The 19,065-nt window shown below is 60.4% G+C and carries 16 protein-coding genes and 3 pseudogenes; 12 read left to right on the top strand and 7 right to left on the bottom strand.

Translation table 11 applies throughout. From position 1 onward, the window contains the following. Window positions 1-4: 4 nt before the first annotated feature. From HZ993_RS07820 to HZ993_RS07810, 3 genes are all read left to right on the top strand, one after another. Window positions 5-910 carry a dienelactone hydrolase family protein gene (locus HZ993_RS07820; protein ID WP_209396746.1) on the top strand — a complete coding sequence of 302 codons (906 nt, stop codon included), beginning with the start codon at window positions 5-7 and terminating at the stop codon, window positions 908-910. A 102-nt stretch (window positions 911-1,012) separates the two neighbouring features. After that, a complete protein-coding gene (locus HZ993_RS07815) occupies window positions 1,013-1,843 on the top strand; it encodes a ZIP family metal transporter (protein ID WP_209396744.1) in 831 nt (276 codons plus the stop codon). A 161-nt stretch (window positions 1,844-2,004) separates the two neighbouring features. After that, window positions 2,005-2,517 carry an Imm42 family immunity protein gene (locus HZ993_RS07810; RefSeq protein ID WP_209396742.1) on the top strand — a complete coding sequence of 171 codons (513 nt, stop codon included), beginning with the start codon at window positions 2,005-2,007 and terminating at the stop codon, window positions 2,515-2,517. A gap of 60 nt (window positions 2,518-2,577) precedes the next feature. On the opposite strand, the gene HZ993_RS07805 is transcribed toward HZ993_RS07810, so the two are convergent. The 3 genes from HZ993_RS07805 to HZ993_RS07795 are packed head-to-tail and all read right to left on the bottom strand — an operon-like array spanning window position 2,578 to window position 5,476. Continuing rightward, window positions 2,578-3,471, bottom strand: coding sequence for a sulfurtransferase (locus HZ993_RS07805; protein WP_209396740.1), 894 nt, complete (start codon window positions 3,469-3,471; stop codon window positions 2,578-2,580). 22 nt (window positions 3,472-3,493) lie between these two features. Beyond that, on the bottom strand, window positions 3,494-4,381 hold the full coding sequence (locus HZ993_RS07800; RefSeq protein ID WP_209396738.1) for a DMT family transporter: 888 nt from the start codon (window positions 4,379-4,381) through the stop codon (window positions 3,494-3,496). Window positions 4,382-4,384: 3 nt separating this feature from the next. Then, a complete protein-coding gene (locus tag HZ993_RS07795) occupies window positions 4,385-5,476 on the bottom strand; it encodes an aromatic ring-hydroxylating dioxygenase subunit alpha (RefSeq protein ID WP_245213872.1) in 1,092 nt (363 codons plus the stop codon). A gap of 349 nt (window positions 5,477-5,825) precedes the next feature. On the opposite strand from HZ993_RS07795, the gene xseB reads away from it, so the two are divergent. From xseB to HZ993_RS07775, 4 genes and pseudogenes are all read left to right on the top strand, one after another. Further along, a complete protein-coding gene (gene xseB / locus HZ993_RS07790) occupies window positions 5,826-6,089 on the top strand; it encodes an exodeoxyribonuclease VII small subunit (protein ID WP_209396725.1) in 264 nt (87 codons plus the stop codon). Beyond that, entirely contained in the window at window positions 6,086-7,084 is a 999-nt protein-coding gene (locus tag HZ993_RS07785; protein WP_245213870.1) for a polyprenyl synthetase family protein, read from the top strand. Before xseB ends, HZ993_RS07785 begins: the two co-directional genes overlap by 4 nt. A gap of 84 nt (window positions 7,085-7,168) precedes the next feature. Further along, window positions 7,169-9,055 carry a 1-deoxy-D-xylulose-5-phosphate synthase gene (gene dxs / locus HZ993_RS07780; protein ID WP_209396723.1) on the top strand — a complete coding sequence of 629 codons (1,887 nt, stop codon included), beginning with the start codon at window positions 7,169-7,171 and terminating at the stop codon, window positions 9,053-9,055. A 204-nt stretch (window positions 9,056-9,259) separates the two neighbouring features. After that, a pseudogene (locus tag HZ993_RS07775) lies at window positions 9,260-9,682 on the top strand (ABC transporter substrate-binding protein); the annotation flags it as partial. A 31-nt stretch (window positions 9,683-9,713) separates the two neighbouring features. On the opposite strand, the pseudogene HZ993_RS07770 reads toward HZ993_RS07775, so the two are convergent. Beyond that, a pseudogene (locus HZ993_RS07770) lies at window positions 9,714-10,876 on the bottom strand (IS4 family transposase). 130 nt (window positions 10,877-11,006) lie between these two features. Between HZ993_RS07770 and HZ993_RS07765 the strand changes: the two are divergent. The 4 genes and pseudogenes from HZ993_RS07765 to fumC form a co-directional block, all read left to right on the top strand. After that, window positions 11,007-11,687, top strand: a pseudogene (locus HZ993_RS07765) (TRAP transporter substrate-binding protein); the annotation flags it as partial. Between the two features lie 137 nt (window positions 11,688-11,824). After that, window positions 11,825-12,097, top strand: coding sequence for a hypothetical protein (locus tag HZ993_RS07760; RefSeq protein WP_209396720.1), 273 nt, complete (start codon window positions 11,825-11,827; stop codon window positions 12,095-12,097). Window positions 12,098-12,170: 73 nt separating this feature from the next. Next, entirely contained in the window at window positions 12,171-12,716 is a 546-nt protein-coding gene (locus HZ993_RS07755) for a bacterioferritin (protein WP_209396718.1), read from the top strand. Between the two features lie 51 nt (window positions 12,717-12,767). Continuing rightward, the gene (gene fumC, locus HZ993_RS07750; protein ID WP_245213868.1) at window positions 12,768-14,159 is read left to right on the top strand and encodes a class II fumarate hydratase; all 1,392 of its coding nucleotides are present in this window, start codon (window positions 12,768-12,770) and stop codon (window positions 14,157-14,159) included. Window positions 14,160-14,186: 27 nt separating this feature from the next. Here fumC and HZ993_RS07745 read toward each other — a convergent pair whose 3' ends face one another. From HZ993_RS07745 to HZ993_RS07735, 3 genes are read right to left on the bottom strand one after another with little or no spacing between them, the layout of a single operon-like run. Continuing rightward, entirely contained in the window at window positions 14,187-15,440 is a 1,254-nt protein-coding gene (locus HZ993_RS07745) for a putative Na+/H+ antiporter (RefSeq protein WP_209396715.1), read from the bottom strand. After that, entirely contained in the window at window positions 15,437-17,245 is a 1,809-nt protein-coding gene (locus HZ993_RS07740; RefSeq protein ID WP_209396713.1) for a TRAP transporter large permease subunit, read from the bottom strand. Before HZ993_RS07740 ends, HZ993_RS07745 begins: the two co-directional genes overlap by 4 nt. After that, entirely contained in the window at window positions 17,246-17,848 is a 603-nt protein-coding gene (locus tag HZ993_RS07735; RefSeq protein ID WP_209396710.1) for a TRAP transporter small permease subunit, read from the bottom strand. Between the two features lie 250 nt (window positions 17,849-18,098). Here HZ993_RS07735 and HZ993_RS07730 point away from each other — a divergent pair, with 250 nt between their 5' ends. Next, window positions 18,099-19,064, top strand: a complete 966-nt coding sequence (locus HZ993_RS07730; protein WP_209396708.1) for a DUF6544 family protein — start codon at window positions 18,099-18,101, stop codon at window positions 19,062-19,064. Window position 19,065 lies beyond the last annotated feature (1 nt).

The following is a 19,065-nucleotide window of genomic DNA, read 5'->3' as shown; positions in this document are numbered from 1 at the left end:
AGACATGCTGGATGAAGTGAAGAACGGACTGGATTCGCTGTTGCCTGGAAAGACGACGGAGGCCGGCGCCACCCGCCGCACCGCGCTCAAGACCGCTTTGGGTGTAGGTTATGCCGCCACTGCCATGCCCATCATGGCCCAAACCGCCGTCAAGACACCCACCACGGGCCTGGCCGCGGGTGAGGGCATTTACGACATGGAAGGCTTTTCGGTGCCGTTTTATTACGCGGCCCCCGAGGGCAAGAGCAATCTCCCGGTGATCCTGGTCGTGCAGGAAATTTTTGGCGTGCATGAATACATTGCCGACACCTGCCGCCGCTTTGCCAAGGCAGGCTACCTTGCCATCGCCCCCGATCTGTATGCCCGCCAGGGTGACGCCAGCAAATATACCGATGTCAGCAAACTGCTGGCCGAAGTGGTGGCCAAGGTGCCCGATGCGCAGGTGATGGCCGATCTGGACGGTGCCGTGAAATGGGCCAGCGAAAACGGTGGCAACACCAAACGTGTTGGCGTGACCGGTTTTTGCTGGGGTGGCCGTGCCACCTGGCTGTATGCCGAGCACAGCAAAAACGTCAAGGCCGGTGTGGCCTGGTACGGTCGTTTGGTGGGTGCCGCATCTGCCCTCACACCCAAACACCCCGTGCAATTGGCGGCTACGCTCAAGGCGCCGGTGTTAGGCCTGTATGGCGGCCAGGACGGTGGCATTCCGCTGACCACGGTCAACGAAATGAAGGACGCACTGGCTGATGCCGGTGCCAAAGGCAACAAGGCCGCCAAGGCCAGCGAGTTTGTGGTGTACCCTCAAGCCCCCCATGCTTTCCATGCGGATTACCGGCCCAGCTACCGCAAGGAAGCCGCGGAAGACGGTTTCCAGCGGGCGCTGGAGTGGTTCAAGGCCCATGGCGTCTGATTCGCCATCCCGGCTCAGCCAGAACCGCCCTTCGGGGCGGTTTTGTTTTTTGACTTTTAGTGTTTTGGGGCTCTAGCCCCCTAGGAATCTACGTAGTACGCTATGACTTTGGTAGCAATTTTGGTAGGAACCCTGGTGGCAGGGATAGGCTCCGTGTGGTTGGCCGCGGCCCTGAGTTTTGGTGTGTTGGCCCGTTATACACAACACATGCTCAGCCTGGCGGCTGGTGCCTTGATGGCCACTGCTTTTTTGCACCTGCTGCCGGAAGCGTTTGAAGGTCCGGTGGGCGCCCATGAGTTGTTTTTGACCCTGTTGTTGGGCCTGGTGTTTTTTTTCCTGCTGGACAAGGCCGAGCTGTGGCACCACGGCCATGAGCACCACCACCATGCCGGCGATGACCACCACGATCACCACAGCCACAGCCACAGCCATGACCATGGCGGCCATGCACACGGCGTGCCTGCTGCCCATGCACCCAGCCAGCCCGGAAGCTGGGCCATCCTGACCGGTGACAGCGTGCACTGTTTTGGCGACGGTATCCTGATTGCCTCGGCGTTTATGGCCGACATGCGTCTGGGCGCCATTGCCGCGCTGGCCGTGTTGGCCCACGAGGTGCCCCACCACATGGGCGACCTGATGGTCTTGCGCTCGGGCGCCAGCAACAAACGCATGGCCCTGGTCAAAGTGTCCTTGGCCGGCGCCGTCACCGCCTTGGGTGGGCTGGCCGGTTATTGGCTAGTCGATGCCTTACACGACTACCTGCCGTATTTTCTGGTGGTGGCTTCCAGCAGTTTTGTCTACGTGGCGCTGGCCGATTTGATACCCCAGCTGCAAAAGCGCCTGTCGCTGTCTGAAACATTCGCCCAGATCACCTGGTTGGGCTTGGGTATTGGGTTGGTGACCGTGATGAGCAGTTTGGCCCACGCGCACTGACTTCATGCGGCAACTTTCTTCGCCCGCACCAGGCAGGGCGCAGGTGTTCTGCTCCGTGTCCCCCCGCCTTCGGCCTCCTCCTTGACCTGCGCAGAACACCTGCGCCTTGCCTGGTGCTGGAGTGCGGGATGCTAGGCGTAAAACTATAGAAGGTGCAACCTATGTTGATCGGCGATCCCTCAAAATTTGCCATTGCTTGGAATATTGTTATTGATTGGAGTACGCCAACCATTCATAACGGCGTTTTCGACGTCTACGTGAATTTCACCTTGCTTGGAAATCGCAAGAATATCGTTCATGAAGTGGGCTCCAATCTCTTTGAATTGCTCCACCACGCAGCCCTGCACCTAACGCAAGGTTCTTTCATCAAAGACCACTTTGGCCAAAGTGACAGTGAAATCTACACCTTGCTTAATGAGTACACGTTTCCAAGTGCTGATACTGGTCAGCCAGAAGGTCGAGAATATCTGGCAGTGCCCTTCGGTGTGTATGACGACGGGGATGTCATGTTTCTTGTAAAGGATGGTGACGTTGATCGGTTGTATTACGGGTCAAATAGCAACTTCAAAGGTGTTGCACTTCTTCCCGCCAATGAATTCGATAGTGTCGTCAGAGAAGCATGGTCCGTCTTCCAGCAAACAAAGGACTCGGTGTCCCTTCCGGAAGTTCGCTGAGCGCTGTCCTGCCCGCGATTCCCGGAATGCTGTTTGGGTTAGTAGCGACGAGTCCAATCCCTAACCCTGCGCCACCGGCCGCGCCGGGTCACTGCACCATTCGCTCCAACTGCCGGCAAACAAGGCCGTGCGGCCCAGGCCAGCGATTTCCATGGCGATGATGTTGGGCACGGCGCTGACGCCGCTGCCACAGTGGTGCACCACGGTGGCCGGGTCACGCCCACCCAGCAACGTATCGAACTCCGCACGCAATTCGACAGCGGGGCGAAAACGCCCGTCGGCTCCGATGTTGAGGTTGAACGGCCGGTTCAGCGCGCCGGGTATGTGGCCGGCCACCGGGTCCAATGGCTCCACCTCTCCGCGGAAGCGGGGCGTGGCGCGTGCGTCGATGATGGTCTGGCCACCGGGGCCTGTCGACTTGCCAACCTGTTTTGCTACGGTATCGATAGCAGTCAATACAGTCTTCTCGGGGGCTAGAGCGTAATTTGATGCAGAACGGCTGGGTGCAGGCCCACTTTCCACAGCGCCCCCGGTTGCTTGCCAGGCCTGCAGACCACCGTCCAGCACGGCCACGTTTTCGTGGCCCGCCCATTTCAGCATCCACCACAGGCGGCCACAGTAGTTGGCGCCCTGGCGGTCGTACACCACAGCCTGTTGTGTGTTGTCAAAACCGACCGAGCCCAGCCAGGCTGCAAAGGTTTCACGTGCGGGCAGTGGGTGGCGTCCGCCCGATGCACTGCTGCCCGGTGCGGGTTTGCCGGTGACAGGGTCCTTGGCGGCGCTGAGGTGTTTGTCCAGGTGGGCGTAGACCGCGCCTGCGATATGGGTCTCGGCATACATGGCCTCACCGGCGGCAGGATCGGTTAGCAGAAAGCTGCAGTCAAACACGGTGTGGGGCTGGCCGCTGGCGCGCAGGGCCTGCAGTTGGTCTACGGAGATCAGGGTGGTGTACATGGTGTGGGGCCTTCTTTCAAGATCAATGGTCTTCGGCGGGAGTATCGGGCAGGGCACGCGAACGCAAGGCCGTAGCCAACACGCCGCTGGCCACGATAACGGCGATACCGGCCCAGCCAATGGGCGCGATGTATTCGCCAAACAGTGCCAGACTGTAGATAGAGGCGAACACGATGCCGGTGTACTGCATGCTGGCCACCACCAGCGTGGCGCCGTGGCTGTAGGCGCGGGTCATGCACCATTGGCCCAGCGAGGCCAGCACCCCAATCGGTATCACCCAGGCAGCGGCCGTCCAGCTGACTTCAGACCAGGGCGTGAACCCGGTGAACAAGGAACCCACGGCACCCACCACGGCCGTGCCAACGGAGAAATAAAACACGGTGCGCACTTCGGGCTCACCCACCTTGCCCAAGGCGGTCACCTGCAAATAGGCCAGGGCTGCGCCCATGCCCGACAGCAGACCAATCACGCCGGCAAACAGCTGGTTCTGGTCAATGGTGGGGCGCAGTGTCATCACCACACCGGCAAAACCCAACAGAACGGTGCCCATCAATGGGCCTTGGCGCTGGGGCTGGCCGTAGAGCAGGGCGCCACCTACGATAAAGGCCGCCACCCAGACGCCACTCATGTAATTCAGCGTCATGGCGGTGGCCAGCGGCAAGTGGGCAATGGCGTAGAACCAGGCGCTGAGCGACAACACACCTACCGTGCTGCGCCACAGGTGCATCATGGGTACGGGGGTGCGCAGTGGGGTACGCCGTGCCCTTAGCACCACCGCCATAAAGAGCACGCTGACGATGCCGCGGTAGAACACCAGCTCCGCCGTGCCAAAACTGGTGGATGCGAACTTGATTCCGACTGCCATGGTGGCAAACAGAAACGCGCCCAGCACCATCCACAAGGCTTGCACTGACTAGAGTCCCATTTGTCGGCGGTACCAGTTGTGGAAGTGGGGCATACCGTCTTCCATCGGCGTCTGGTACGGCCCGGCTTCGTCGTCGCCGCGGGCATAGAGGGCGGCGCGGCCGGCGTCCATGCGTTCGCCGATCTCGTCGTCTTCCAGGCAGGTTTCGTTGTAGGCGGCCTGCTGGGCTTCGACGAACTCGCGCTCAAACGCGGCAATCTCTTCGGGGTAATAAAACTCGACCATGTTCATGGTCTTGTTGGGCCCCATGGGGTGCAGGGTCGACACGGTCAGCACATGCGGGTACCACTCCACCATGATGTGGGGGTAGTAGGTCAACCAGATCGCGCCCTGCTTCGGGGGCACGCCGTTGCGATAGTCCAGCAGCGCCTTGTGCCAGCGTTCGTAGACGGGCGAGCCGGCACCTGCGTCTGCACGGGCCAGTTGCGCCGCTACGCCTACCGTCTGCACCGAAAAGTTGTCGGCAAACTGCCAGCTCAGGTCGTCGCAGGTCACAAACTTGCCCAGGCCGGGGTGGAAGGGGCCTACGTGGTAGTCCTCCAGGTAGACCTCGATAAAGGTCTTCCAGTTGTAGTTGCACTCGTGCATGACCACCTTGTCCAGCACAAAACCGTCAAAGTCCAGCGCGGCGCGGGGGCCCATGCCGGCCAAGTCGGCCGCCACATTGCGCCCGTTTTGCTCAAACAGCAGGCCGTTCCACTCCTGCAGCGGATAGTTCTTGAGGTTGAGGCAGGGGTCTTGCTCAAAGTGGGGGGCACCAATCAGCGTGCCGGCAGGGGATGGCGCACCATGGGTGTTGGCGCCGCTGTAGGTCCAGCGGTGCAGCGGGCAGACGATGTTGCCGCCCGCGCTGGCGACCTGGCGGCCGTTGTCGGTGGCGGGGTGTATCAGCGAGTCACGCCCCTTGAGCATCAGCGCCTGGCGGTGGCGGCAGACGTTGGAGATCAGCTCCACGCCGCTGGCTTTGCGGATCAGCGCCCGCCCTTCCTGCTCTTGCGGCAGGGCGTAGTAATCGCCCACATTGGGCACGCTCAACGAATGCCCCACATACCGGGGCCCGTTCTGGAAGATAGTTTGCATCTCGCGCTGGTACAGCGCGTTATCAAAATAGCTTGAAACTGGTAGTTGTGACGGAGTGGTGGTGGTTGACTCTGTCGGAACCCGCAGCCCTGGGGGGATAGCGGAATGGGCGGGCTTTACGGGTTTTTTGACGATCGGTGGAGCGTCAGTTCTGCACATTGTTTGCACAATTCTCGGTCCTCTGGATGCAAAACCCCCGTTGCCGGGGGTCGTGGAGGCAGCTACCTTGAGAGCTGCCTAGGGTTGGCGATTGTACCCCGTGGGCACAACGCCCTAGGTTTGGGCCCCTGCGAGCGCCTAAAATCGCGTTTTGCAGATTTCTGCCCCCTTTTTCCTTTCCGACCCGCCCATGCCCAAGGCCCCCGCCAAAACCGAACCCGCCGCTGATACCGGCACAGCAGCCCCCGTGCCCGCGACCTACGAGGCTGCGCTGGGTGAGTTGGAGCAACTGGTGGGCCAGCTCGAATCGGGCGCCTTGCCGCTGGACCAGTTGTTGTCGGGTTACCAGCGCGGCGCGCAGCTGCTGCAGGTGTGCCGCGACAAACTGCAGGCGGTAGAAGACCAGATCAAGGTCCTGGACGATGGCACGCTCAAAGCGTGGAAGCCCCAATGAGCACCATGACCCCAACGGCCGACAACACACTGGATGCCCCCGCGCGCAATGCAGGCGCAGCGGCGCCTACCGCCTTTGACCTGGACGCCTGGAGCAGCATCCGCCTGCACCAGGTCGAGCAGGCGCTGAGCCGCTGGGTCACCGCCGATGTGCCCCAGGGCCTGAGCCACGGTGCCCCTGCCCAACTGGTCGAGGCCATGCGTTACGCTGTGCTGGATGGTGGCAAACGCCTGCGTCCCCTGCTGGTGCTGGCCGCACACGAGGCCGTGTGCCTGGGCGATGGTGCCGCCACACATGAGGCTGCCTTGCGCGCCGCCTGTGCCGTGGAGCTGATCCATGCCTATTCCCTGGTGCACGACGACATGCCCTGTATGGACAACGACGTGTTGCGCCGTGGCAAACCCACCGTGCACGTGCAGTTTGGCGAAGCCAGCGCGCTCTTGGCCGGTGATGCCTTGCAGGCCCTGGCTTTTGAATTTTTGACCCCACAAGACGGCTCCGTGTTGCCCGCCACACAGGCCCGTTTGTGTGCCCTGCTGGCCCGTGCCGCGGGCAGTGCCGGCATGGCCGGTGGCCAGGCCATCGATCTGGCCAGCGTGGGCCTGCCCCTGACCGAATCCCAGTTGCGCCAGATGCACGAGCTCAAGACCGGCGCGCTGTTGCAGGCCAGTGTGGTCATGGGTGCGCAGTGCGCAACGCCCAGTGCCCAGGCGCTGCAGGCACTGCAGAGTTATGGCGCAGCCATGGGCTTGGCGTTCCAGGTGGTCGATGACATACTGGATGTGACAGCCGACTCCACCACGCTGGGCAAGACCGCCGGCAAGGATGCCGACAACAACAAACCCACCTATGTGTCCTTGATGGGTTTGCAGGCCAGCCAGGCCTACGCGCAGCAGTTGCTGGGGCAGGCCCTGCACGCGCTGGATACCAGCGGCCTGGCCCATACCGAGGCTCTGCGTGCCTTGGCCAATATGGTGGTCAACCGGGCGCACTGAAGCGCGGCCCGCCCAGTGATTATTGATGAAATCAGCCGCTAGCCCCCGAATAATATGGGTATGCAGCTACTAAAATTATAGCACATGTCAAAAGATAAGTACCCCCTGTTGCACACCATCAATGACCCGCAGGACCTGCGCGACGTGCCACGTGCACAGCTGCGCGAGCTCAGCGATGAGCTGCGCAACTATCTGCTCGACAGCGTGGCGCAGACCACCGGGCACCTCAGCTCCAACCTGGGCACGGTGGAACTCACGGTGGCCCTGCACTATGTGTACAACACACCCGAAGACCGCATCGTCTGGGACGTGGGCCACCAGACCTACCCCCACAAGATATTGACGGGCCGACGTGACCGCATGGCCACTTTGCGCCAGCTCGGCGGCTTGAGCGGCTTCCCGCAGCGAACCGAAAGCGCCTACGACACCTTTGGCACCGCACACTCCAGCACCTCCATTTCCGCTGCGCTGGGCATGGCCCTGGCCGCCAAACACAAGGGTGAAGACCGGCGTGTGGTGGCTGTCATTGGTGACGGCGCCATGACGGCCGGCATGGCCTTTGAGGCGCTGAACAATGCTGGTATTGCAGACACCAACCTGCTGGTGATCCTGAACGACAACGACATGAGCATCAGCCCGCCCGTAGGCGCGCTGAATCGCTACCTGGCACAGCTGATGAGTGGCCGTTTTTACACCGCTGCCAAAAACGCCGGCAAGACCGTGCTCAAGGGCGCACCGCCCCTGTTTGAACTGGCCAAACGCATCGAAGAACATGCCAAGGGCATGGTCGTGCCCGCCACGTTGTTCGAGAAATTTGGTTTCAACTACATAGGCCCCATTGACGGCCACGACCTGGATTCGCTGATTCCGACGCTGGAAAACATCAAACAGCTCGAAGGCCCGCAGTTTTTACATGTGGTAACCAAAAAGGGCAAGGGTTACGAACTGGCTGAGGCCGACCCGGTGACTTACCACTTTCCCGGCAAGATTGACCTGGCCGTGGGTGTGCAAAAACCCGCCGTGGCGCCCAAGCCCACCTTCAGCCAGGTGTTTGGCCACTGGTTGTGTGACATGGCCGAGGCCGACCCTCGCCTGGTCGGCATCACCCCCGCCATGCGCGAGGGCTCGGGCATGGTGGAGTTCCACAAACGTTTCCCGGACCGTTATTACGACGTGGGTATTGCCGAGCAACACGCGGTGACCTTCGCCGCCGGTATGGCCTGTGAGGGCCTGAAGCCCGTGGTGGCGATCTACTCCACCTTTTTGCAGCGTGCCTATGACCAGTTGATCCACGACGTGGCCATCCAGAACCTGCCGGTGGTGTTTGCTCTGGACCGTTCGGGCCTGGTCGGTGCCGATGGCGCCACACACGCAGGCGCCTACGACATCGCCTTCCTGCGCTGCATCCCCAACATGAGTGTGGCCTGCCCGTCGGACGAGAACGAATGCCGCCAACTGCTCAGCACGGCGTTTGCGCAAAACCATCCGGTGGCTGTGCGGTATCCACGCGGTGCTGGCATCGGTGCGGTTCAGCAGCCCGGGTTGGAAGGCCTGCCCTTTGGCAAGGGCGAGATCCGCCGCCAGGGCAAGGGCATTGCCATCCTGGCATTTGGCACGTTGCTGCACCCTGCACTGGAGGCGGCGCAGGCCCTGGGCGCCACGGTGGTCAATATGCGCTGGGCCAAGCCGCTGGACACCGAGTTGCTGCTGCAAGTGGCACGCAACCACCAAGCCCTGGTGACCGTGGAAGAAGGCTGTGCCATGGGCGGTGCGGGCAGTGCGGTACTGGAGGCCCTGGTGGCCGCCGGTATGGCCTTGCCGGTGTTGCAGCTGGGCCTGGACGACACGTTTATCGAACACGGCGACCCAGCGCGTTTGCTGACCCTGCAGGGGCTGGATGCGGCCGGTATCCAGGCCTCCATCACGCGCCGTTTTGCGGAACTGCTGGCACCCGTTGCGCGGGCCGCCTAGGCCGCCGCCACGTGTAGAAACAGACTCTGCATTCAATCCTTTCAGAATCCTGAAGAGCCGCATTTCGGCTCTGTTATCGAGGGAAAACCCCCACGGGTGGGGTGATATCGGTTCCTACAATGCGCTCTGACTCATAGCAGTCCTTGCCGTGTGGAATCTCCATCGCGGTGAGATTGTTTCAAACCTCTTTTTGGAGTACCACGAATGGATCGTCGTTCAATCATCAAAAACGCTGGCATCGCTGGCGTGTTGGCTGCCGGTGCAGCGCCTGCTGTCCATGCACAGGGCGCAGCCATCCGCTGGCGCCTGGCGTCCAGCTTCCCCAAGGCTCTGGACACTATCTTTGGTGCAGCAGATACATTTGCCAAAAAGGTTGGTGAAATGTCCGGTGGCAAGTTCACCATCACCACCCACGCTGGCGGCGAGTTGATGCCCGCATTTGGTGTGGTGGACGGCGTGCAAAACGGTACGGTCGAAATGGCCCACACCGCGCCTTACTACTTCCATGGCAAGGACGAAACCTTTGCACTGGGTTGCGCCATTCCCTTTGGTCTGAACAGCCGCCAGATGACGGCCTGGATGTACCAAGGCAACGGCGGCAAGCTGATGCGCGAGTTCTACGCCAAGTCACTACTGTCCGGTAAATTCTGACCAATTTTCAGAATAGCTCAACCTGCGACTTCAGCTCTTCAAAGCTTTCATCTTTGAGTGCGTTGTCGACCATCTGAGCCAAAGTAATTTTCTCAAACATGTTGACCTCCACCAGATGCAAGAAATTGCGTAGTGACAACTCCGTGCGTAGCCCGTGGTGTGCGACCAAGGCTATCAAATAAGTACACACCGCAATCCAGATTTGCGAACGCACGGCGTTCAAAGAGTTGCCAAAGAAGTGCTGGATGTTCAAGTTCTGCTTGAGCCATTTGAAGAACAATTCAATTTGCCAGCGCTGCTTGTAGATGGCTGCGATGGTGAGGGCGGATAAGTCAAGCGGTTGGTCAGAAAAACGAGTTCCAAACAACTTACTGCGTCATAGAAACGTACCCGGCGCAAGGGCGCGGGGTAGACATTTTTGGAGCGTTCGCCAGTCAGCACAATGGTTTGATCCGAGTACACGCCGGCCTGGATATCGATGGCGTGCGCTTCGTGGCAATTGAAGCTCAGGTTGTCTTTGGCGCGCACCACAAAGCTGCACTCCCGTTGCACCAAACGGTACAGCCTCGCAAAGTCCACGTAGCCGCGATCCAGCACGACGATGGAGCCCTTTGGCAGTCTCAATGCATCGAGTTGCCCCACGTCGCTGATTTTGCCTGTGGTGATCGACAGCATGACCGGAATCGCACCCCGTAGGTCGATCACGGTGTGGGCTTTGATACCCGCTTTGGTGGACCGAAAGTCCGCCCAGGGAAACAGCTTAAGACACAGGTCGATGGTCGTGGAGTCCATGGCATACAGCGGCTCCTTGAGACTCAAGCTAATGTCATGGTCTTTGTATAAATCCAAAGCGATTTCGATCAGGCGTTGCCCCAGTGCTTCGAACAGGTGTGAGTCACGCCGTTCGTTGGCATCGGCCAGCGTGGAGCGCGATACACGCTGACGTAGGCCGCAGTGGTAGAGCTTGGTGCTTTGCGAGTTCAGGCACACGATCAGGTCGCGTAAGCCTTCCCTGCGCGTGAACTGTGCGTAGGCCATGCAGATGAAGTGGCTCCATGCGGTGAAGTCCCGTGTCCAGCGGTTGGCTTGGTATTTGTTTACGAGATGCTCGAAGTGCTTGAATGGCACCACTTCGAGAAGTTGTGCAAATACTGTGCGGCCAGTGTGCATAGAGCGGAAACCTCGAAAAATGAGGTCACGATACGCAACTGCAAAAAATCGCGTTTGAAATCGTCCGAATCACAAAACCTCTTGAAACCCCCAGCCAGCTTAGGTTTGAGCCCTTTTTTGGGAGAATTTACCGGACAGTAGTGACGCCAAGTACAACATCGTGAACTTCCCCATGGGCAACACCGGTGCACAAATGGGTGGTTTCTACCGCAAGGAAATCAAGTCGGTGGCTGACATCAAGGGCATGAAAATGCGTATTGGTGGATTTGCTGGCCGTGTGCTGGAGCGCATGGGTGGCGTGCCACAAAACATCCCTGGCGGTGAAATCTATACCGCGCTGGAAAAAGGCACGATCGATTCCGCTGAGTGGGTAGGCCCTTACGACGACCAGAAGCTGGGTCTGAACAAAGTGGCTCCGTTCTACTACTACCCCGGCTGGTGGGAAGGCGGTCCCCAGTTGGACCTGTTTGTCAACGACAAGGCCTACGCCGGTTTGTCTGCTGAAAACAAAACCATCATCGAATGTGCTGCGGCGTTTGCCCACACCGAAATGCAGGCCAAGTACGATGCCAAGAACCCCGATGCCCTGAAGCAGTTGGTGGGCGCCAAGACCAAGGTTCTGCCTTTCCCCAAAGACGTTTTGGATCTGGCCTACAAAGAGTCCATGGCTCTGTATGCTGAAATCAGCACCAAGAACGAAAACTGGAAGAAGGTCTACTCTGACTACGCCGAATTCCGCAAGGACGAGAACCTGTGGTTCCGCTTCACTGAAGCACGTTTCGACAGCTTCATGCAAGCGCAAAAGCTGTAAGCTGCTGCTCTAGCCAGCACACCGCAAAGCCCTGCAACTGCAGGGCTTTTTTTATGCCTGTGTGTGCGAGGGCGCACGGACCTCTGCACAGGGGGCGACCTAGCATGGGTGTGTTTTCCCCTTGTGGAGCCATCACCATGAACCAACACACCCCCCACCACATGCAGTTTGTGCTGTATTCCACCCACCAACTGGTCAGAGGCAATGGCGCCGGATTCTGGTCCAACACCGAAGGCTGGGTGGAGTTCAAAGAGGCCACCCGGTTCACCGTGTCCAGTGTGCCAAGCTGCAACATGCCCATCAACGAAGGGCTGGACGCCAAGTGGATCATGTGGGAGCCCCATCTGCCGCCCGTGCGCGGTGGCGCAACCCAAGCGGAGCACAGCAGTTTCTCGCTGACCGCACACTGAACGGTGTGCCATCGCACCGATTGCGGCGGCCAACTGGGGCACTCTTGGCGCTTTACTTTCACGAGAGACCACCATGCACAACAAGCCCCATCTGACCGATGTCAAAACCCTGCGCAGCGATGCGCGCAAACACCTGGAGCAGGGTGCCGTCACCGCAGACTACAGCGCCGACCGTGAGGCGGTCATCATCCTGCTCAATGAGGCGCTGGCCACCGAACTGGTGTGTGTGCTGCGTTACCGCCGGCATTACTTCATGGCGCGTGGCATCCATGCCCGCGGCATCACAGCCGAGTTCCTGGCCCATTCCAACGAAGAACTGGTGCATGCCGACCTGCTGGCTGCACGCATCGTGCAGCTCGGTGGCGAGCCCGACTTTGCACCCGACAGCCTGACCGGTCGCAGCCACGCGCAATACATGCCCGGCACCACGCTGGTCGACATGATCCGCGAAGACCTGGTGGCCGAGCGTGTCGCCATCACCAGCTACCGCGACATGATCCGTTACCTGGGCCACGACGACCCCACCACCAGCGACATCCTCAAAGGTATTCTGGCCGTCGAAGAAGAACACGCCGACGAGCTTGCTGATCTGCTGCAGGATTTGCCACAATCCGAATAACCGCTGTGGCGCGTTGTCCGTAGCCAGGTGGTTGCACGAGGAAGCACTGCCATGAGCACCACCGCCGCGCAACGCATGGAGCACGACTCCATGGGTGACATCGCCGTCCACACCGACGCCTTATGGGGTGCGCAAACCCAGCGCTCGCTGCAGCACTTTGCCATCTCAACCGAGCGTATGCCGCAGGCCCTGCTGGTTGCGCTGGCCCGCACCAAACGGGCTGCCGCCCATGCCAACCGTGCACTAGGCCTGTTGGATGCCAAGCTGGCCCAAGCCATAACGCAGGCGGCGGACGAGGTGCTGGCGGGCAAACACAACGATGCGTTTCCGCTGTCGGTGTGGCAAACCGGCTCCGGCACCCAGACCAATATGAACATGAACGAGGTGCTGGCCAACCGCGCCTCCGAGATTCTGGGTGGCCCGCGCGGAACGGGCCGCCTGGTCCACCCCAACGACCATGTCAACATGGGCCAGTCGTCCAACGATATTTTTCCGACGGCCATGCACCTGGCCGCGTTGGCCGGACTGACTGAAGACGTGCTGCCTGCCCTGAATGCGTTGCAGGCTACGCTGATCGCCAAGGCCGATGCGTTTGCCACCCTGGTCAAGATGGGCCGCACCCATTTGCAGGACGCTACGCCCATCACCCTGGGTCAAGAAATTTCGGGCTGGGTGGCGCAGCTGGTGCACGCGCAAGAGGCCATCGAACGCAGCCTGGACCCTTTGTTGGAGCTGGCCGTGGGTGGCACCGCGGTCGGTACTGGTCTGAACACCCACCCCGACTTTGGCGCCCGGGTGGCTGCACGCCTTGCGCAGGAGACGGGCCTGGCGTTGCGTTGCGCCGACAACCGGTTTGCCGCGCTGGCAGCCCACGACGAACTGGTCAGTGCCCACGGGGCGTTGAAAACACTGGCTGTTGCGCTGATGAAGATTGCCAACGACGTGCGCTGGCTGGCCAGCGGCCCCCGTGGCGGCCTGGGTGAGTTGCGCCTGCCAGAGAACGAACCCGGCAGTTCCATCATGCCGGGTAAGGTCAACCCCACGCAGTGTGAGGCGCTGACCATGGTGTGTTGCCAGGTCATGGGCAACGATGTGGCGCTGGGCATAGGCGGCGCCATGGGCAACTTTGAACTCAATGTATTCAAGCCGCTGATCATCCACAACTTTTTGCAAAGCGTGCGCCTGCTGGCCGACGCGATGGCCAGTTTTGACCACCACTGCGCCCAGGGGCTGGAGCCCGACCGTGCGCGTATTGCGGAACTGGTGGCCAACTCACTGATGCTGGTCACCGCGCTGAGCCCGCACATTGGTTATGACAAGGCGGCGGAGATTGCCAAACACGCGCACCAGCACGGCTTGTCCTTGCGGGCTGCAGCCCTGGCCTTGGGGTCTGTGGCGGCTGCGGACTTTGATGCCTGGGTGCTGCCGCAGAGCATGGTGTAGGCCCGTGTTGCAGGGCCTACAGGGCCTTCAGAGCATGCGAAACGCAATGATGGCGGTGATGGTGGGTGGCGTTGCGGCAATCAACAAGCCCAGCGGGTGGATGGACTCGTCTTCAAAGTTGCCCCGCAAGATGGCAAAACCTGCGGGGTTGGGTGCATTGGCAATCACGGTCAACCCGCCACCGGTTACAGCACCGGCCACCAGCGCGTATTTGAATTCATCGCTCAGCCCCTCGACCAGAGACCCGAGGTAGGTCAGCGCGGCATTGTCTGTGACCGCGGTCAGGGCGGTGGCGCCGGCATACACGGTGGAGGCATCCATGCCCAACAACAGCGGCTCCAGCCACCACTGCTGCTGCCCGCCCAGTACGACCAGGCCGGCCAGGAAAAATGCCACCAACAGGCCTTCGCGCAGCAGCAGGCGCTCGTCCTGGAACTTGGGGTAAGCCTGCGCAAAACCGATGAAGAACAAAAACAGGCCGAGGAAAGCCGCTGGATGGTGCGCCAATATCACCACGCCGGCCAGAAACACCACGTGGACCAGCGTCACCCATGCAGGCATGGGGGATTCATTGCTTGTGACCGCTTTGGGCAAGTGGGCCAGTTCGCGCTTGAAAACCACGGTGGTGACCATGGCGTTCACACACACGGCGACGGCCGCTTTCCAGCCAAAGTGGGAGAACATGTACCAGCTGTCCCAGTTCCACTTGGCCGCCACCATCAAAACCGGTGGTGCGGCGAAGGACGTCAGGGTGCCCCCAATGGACACGTTGACAAACAAAACACCCAGTGTGGCGTACTTGAGTTTGGTCGACACCCCCGCGCCAAAAACGCGGTCACGCAGCATCATGGCGGCCAATGTCATGGCCGCGGGCTCGGTGATGAAGGAGCCCAGCAGTGGCAGAAACGACAGGGCCACAAAGTAGAAAGCCATGCCACCCTGCAGGGGCACAAAACGTGCAATCACGCCCACACATTGCCGACCCAGATGCAGCACGGCGCGGCTGCCGGCCACCACCACAATAGCGAACACAAACAGGGGTTCGGTGAAATTGCGGGTGTCCAGGTAGGTGGCAGCCTCTTGTGTGCCCAGGATGGCGATCATGGCAAACATCATGACCATGGCCCAGAAGCCAAACACCACCTCCACTTCGCCCAGTATGTGCCACAGGCCAGCATGGGCGGGCCGGTGGTGGGCCAGCCACTCGAAAAACTTGGTCGAAAAGGTGTGGAGGATGGCGATGCCGAACAGCGCCGCCCCTACCATTTGCATGGTTGTCATGGCTTCTTCTTTGCGTCTTTCTCGTTGGCTTCCAGCATGGCCTTCATCGGGTCATCTTCGGCTTTGGCGGGTTCGTCGGTCTTGGCACCGGTGTCCATGCCGGCGGTTGGGTCCGCAGCCTCTTCGGTTTTGGGCATTTCCAGCTGGTTCATGATCTGCTCGGAGCTCAGGGACTCCTGCTTTTCAATGCCGCCAGTGACCAGCACCGGGAAGGCGATGACGGCCACCACCATGATCAACTGCAAGATGATGAAGGCAATGGAGCCCTTGTAGATTTCAATTGTCTTGACGGACGGGATCATCTGGCCAGTTACCCGGTCCTTGTAGTCAAACTTGGCCGCCACACTGCGCAGGTAGAACAGCGCAAAACCAAAGGGTGGCGTCAGGAACGAGGTCTGCAGGTTCATCGCAATGATCACACCAAACCAGATCATGACCTGGTCGGGGGTCATGCCGGGCACCAGGCCGGGCAGGATCTTCTCGGCCACAGGCGCCAACAAAGGAATCACGATGAAGGCGATTTCGAAAAAGTCGATAAAGCAGCCCAAGATGAACACCAGAACGTTCACCACAACCAGGAAGCCCCAGGCACCACCGGGAATCTTGTCAAACAGGTGTTCGACCCAGATGTGGCCATCGGCCGCATTAAAGGTGAAGCTGAATACGGTGGAGCCAATCAGGATGAACAACACGAAGGACGCCAACTTGGCCGTATTTTCCAGCGCCTGTTTGGTCAGGCTAAAGCTCAAGCGGCCCTTGCCAATGGCCAGAATCATGGCGCCCAGGGCTCCCATCGCACCACCTTCGGTGGGGGTGGCCACACCCAAGAAGATAGTGCCCAGCACCAGGAAGATCAGGATCAGCGGTGGCATCAGCACAAAGGTCACCTGCTCGGCCAGACGCGACAGCAGGTGCAGTTTGGTCACCTTGTTGATGATGGCCAGTGCCAAGCCGGTCAGTGAGGCCAGGGTCAATGACAGGATCACAATTTCATCACCGGCGGATGGCACGGCGCGCTCCAGCCACTGGGTCATCAGACCGTTGTGGACCTGGGCCCAGCTGTAACCCACAGCTGCACAGATCAGTACCAGCACCAGCAGCGAGCGGTGGCCAGAGGCGCCGTTGTCTTCCTTGAACAACAGGGCTTCGGGCGGCAGGGCCGGCACCATGGCGGGCTTGAAGATGGCCACAGCCACAATGAAGGCGATGTACAAACCCACCAGCAGCAAACCTGGAATCAGCGCACCGGAGTACATGTCTCCCACGGAGCGGCCCAACTGGTCAGCCAGCACAATCAGCACCAGGGAGGGCGGAATGGCCTGCGCCAAAGTGCCCGATGCGGTGATGGTGCCGGTGGCAATGGTGCGGCTGTAGCCGTAGCGCAGCATCACGGGCAGCGAGATCAGGCCCATGGAGATCACGGCAGCAGCCACCACACCGGTGGTAGCAGCCAACAGGGCGCCCACCAGAATCACGGCAATGGCCACACCACCCCGCACGGGGCCAAAGACCTGGCCCACGGTCTCCAGAAGGTCCTCTGCCATGCCGGAGCGTTCCAGAATAATTCCCATAAAGGTAAAGAAGGGAATCGCCAGCAGCGTGTCGTTCTGCATGATGCCGAAGATACGCAAGGGCAGCGCTTGGAACATGGCCGCGGGGAAGATGCCGGCCTCAATACCGATAAAACCAAAAGCCAGGCCGGTGGCGGCCAGACCAAATGCCACGGGGAAACCGGTGAGCAGCAGTACAAAAAGGCCAATAAACATCAGGGGCACAAATTGTTGTGCCAGAAAGGTGGTTTGCATTTATTTGTCTCCTGCCAGCAGGCGGGCGGCCTGGGCTTCTAGTTCTTCCAGGTGCTTTTGCTCGTCGGACTTGGCCTCTTCGCCGCTGAGCACGTCAGGGCCGTTGCCGGTCAGGAACGCGATGCGTTTGATCAGCTCGGACACACCCTGCAACATCAGCAAGCCAAAACCCAGAGGGATCAAAACATAAGCCGGCCAACGGATCAGGCCACCGGCGTTTTGTGACATTTCGCCGCTGGTATAGGCCTGCAGGAAGAAGGGCCAGCCCAGCGCAATACCAATCGCACAAAACGGAAACAACACCGCCACGATACCCACCACGTCCACCCAGTTGCGGGCACGGTCGCTCAGCTTGGTGGAGATAAAGTCAATACGAACATGCGAGTTTTTCAGAAACCCGTAGCCCGCGCCCAGCATGAACACGGCGGCAAACAGGTACCACTGAATCTCCAACAGGCCGTTGGAGCTTTGGTTAAATGCCTTGCGCACCAGCGCATTGCCCGCGCTGATGAGTGTGGTGGCCAAGATCAGCCACATGGTGAGTTTGCCGACCCAGGTGCTGATCGTGTCGATCAGCCGGGACAGCGAAAGAAATGGTGTCATGGTGTCTCCGCCAAAGGTTGTGGGGTGCGCGCGGTGCAAGCCCGCACGGTCCATTTATGTGCCAGCAGAGTCTAAGGGCTAATGCCCAGTCTGCGGCTGAACAAACCCTGACGTAACAGCGGCTGGAGACCTAGGGTTTACCAGGGGTTTCATTCGGCGTCAGCTGGTTTTGGTCGTTAAAATTCGGGGCCGTGGTCAGTGCAGTCAACGGTTGTGCCGCGCGTCGGTTCTTACCCCCTTCTTCCATCCCATGACTACAGTCAAACCATTGCCCCCTGATGACAAGCCCCCGGTGTTGGCCGACTTTGTGGTGCCCAGTTACGCGCCCGACCAGCCGCTCAAAAAATGGGCTCCGTTGAAGTGGGCCGTGCGTGGCGGCGTAACGCTGCTGGTGCTGACCGTCTTGTTGGCAGCCACGGCCAATTTCCGTTGGACCCGCGATGTGGATGCCCGCCTGGCAGCGCTAGAGGCGGCGACCCCCGCTACACGCTCCCAGCGGTATGACGACGAAGAGTTGAAGGCCGTGCCGCCCGTGGTGCGGCGCTACCTGTCACAGGCGCTCAACATGAACCAGCCCCTGGTGCGCCGCTTGTACCTGGAGCAGACCGGCAGTTTTAACCGCAGCAGCACACCCATGGTCGAACAGTGGGAGCCCTTTACCGCCCGCCAGCGGGTGGCCACCAAGCGGCCGGGTTTTGTGTGGGACGCGGCCATCCGCATGTCGCCCGGTATCACCGTGCGGGTGGTCGATGCCTATGTGGCGGGGGTTGGCAGCTTGCAACCGTCCGTGTTTGGCCTGGTCGATGTGGGTGGGGTCGAAGGCACGGAAGACATAACACGTGGGGAGTTGATTCGGTACTTTGCCGAGAGTGTGTGGTACCCCACCGTGTTGCTGCCCAGCCAGGGTGTGCAGTGGAAGGCGGTGGACGCACAGTCCGCGCAGGCCACGCTGACCGATGGCAGCCTGACCGTGAGCCTGTTGTTCACCTTTGGTGCCGATGGCTTGGTAGAACGCATCACCAGCACCGAGCGCAGTGCCTTGCTGGACGGGGCGATGGTGACCATGCCGTGGGAGGTGCGCCTGTCCGCCTACCAGTTGCAGGACGGCATGCGGGTGCCGATGGAGGCCGAGGTGGCCTGGATCACCCCCAAGGGCCGCTGGCCCTACTGGCGCGGCAAGCTTGCCAAGCTGGACTACGACATGCCGCGTTTGTAGG

It is taken from the genome of Rhodoferax sp. AJA081-3, assembly GCF_017798165.1.
GTDB lineage: Bacteria > Pseudomonadota > Gammaproteobacteria > Burkholderiales > Burkholderiaceae_C > Allorhodoferax.
This window is presented reverse-complemented; position numbering and strand designations above follow the sequence as displayed.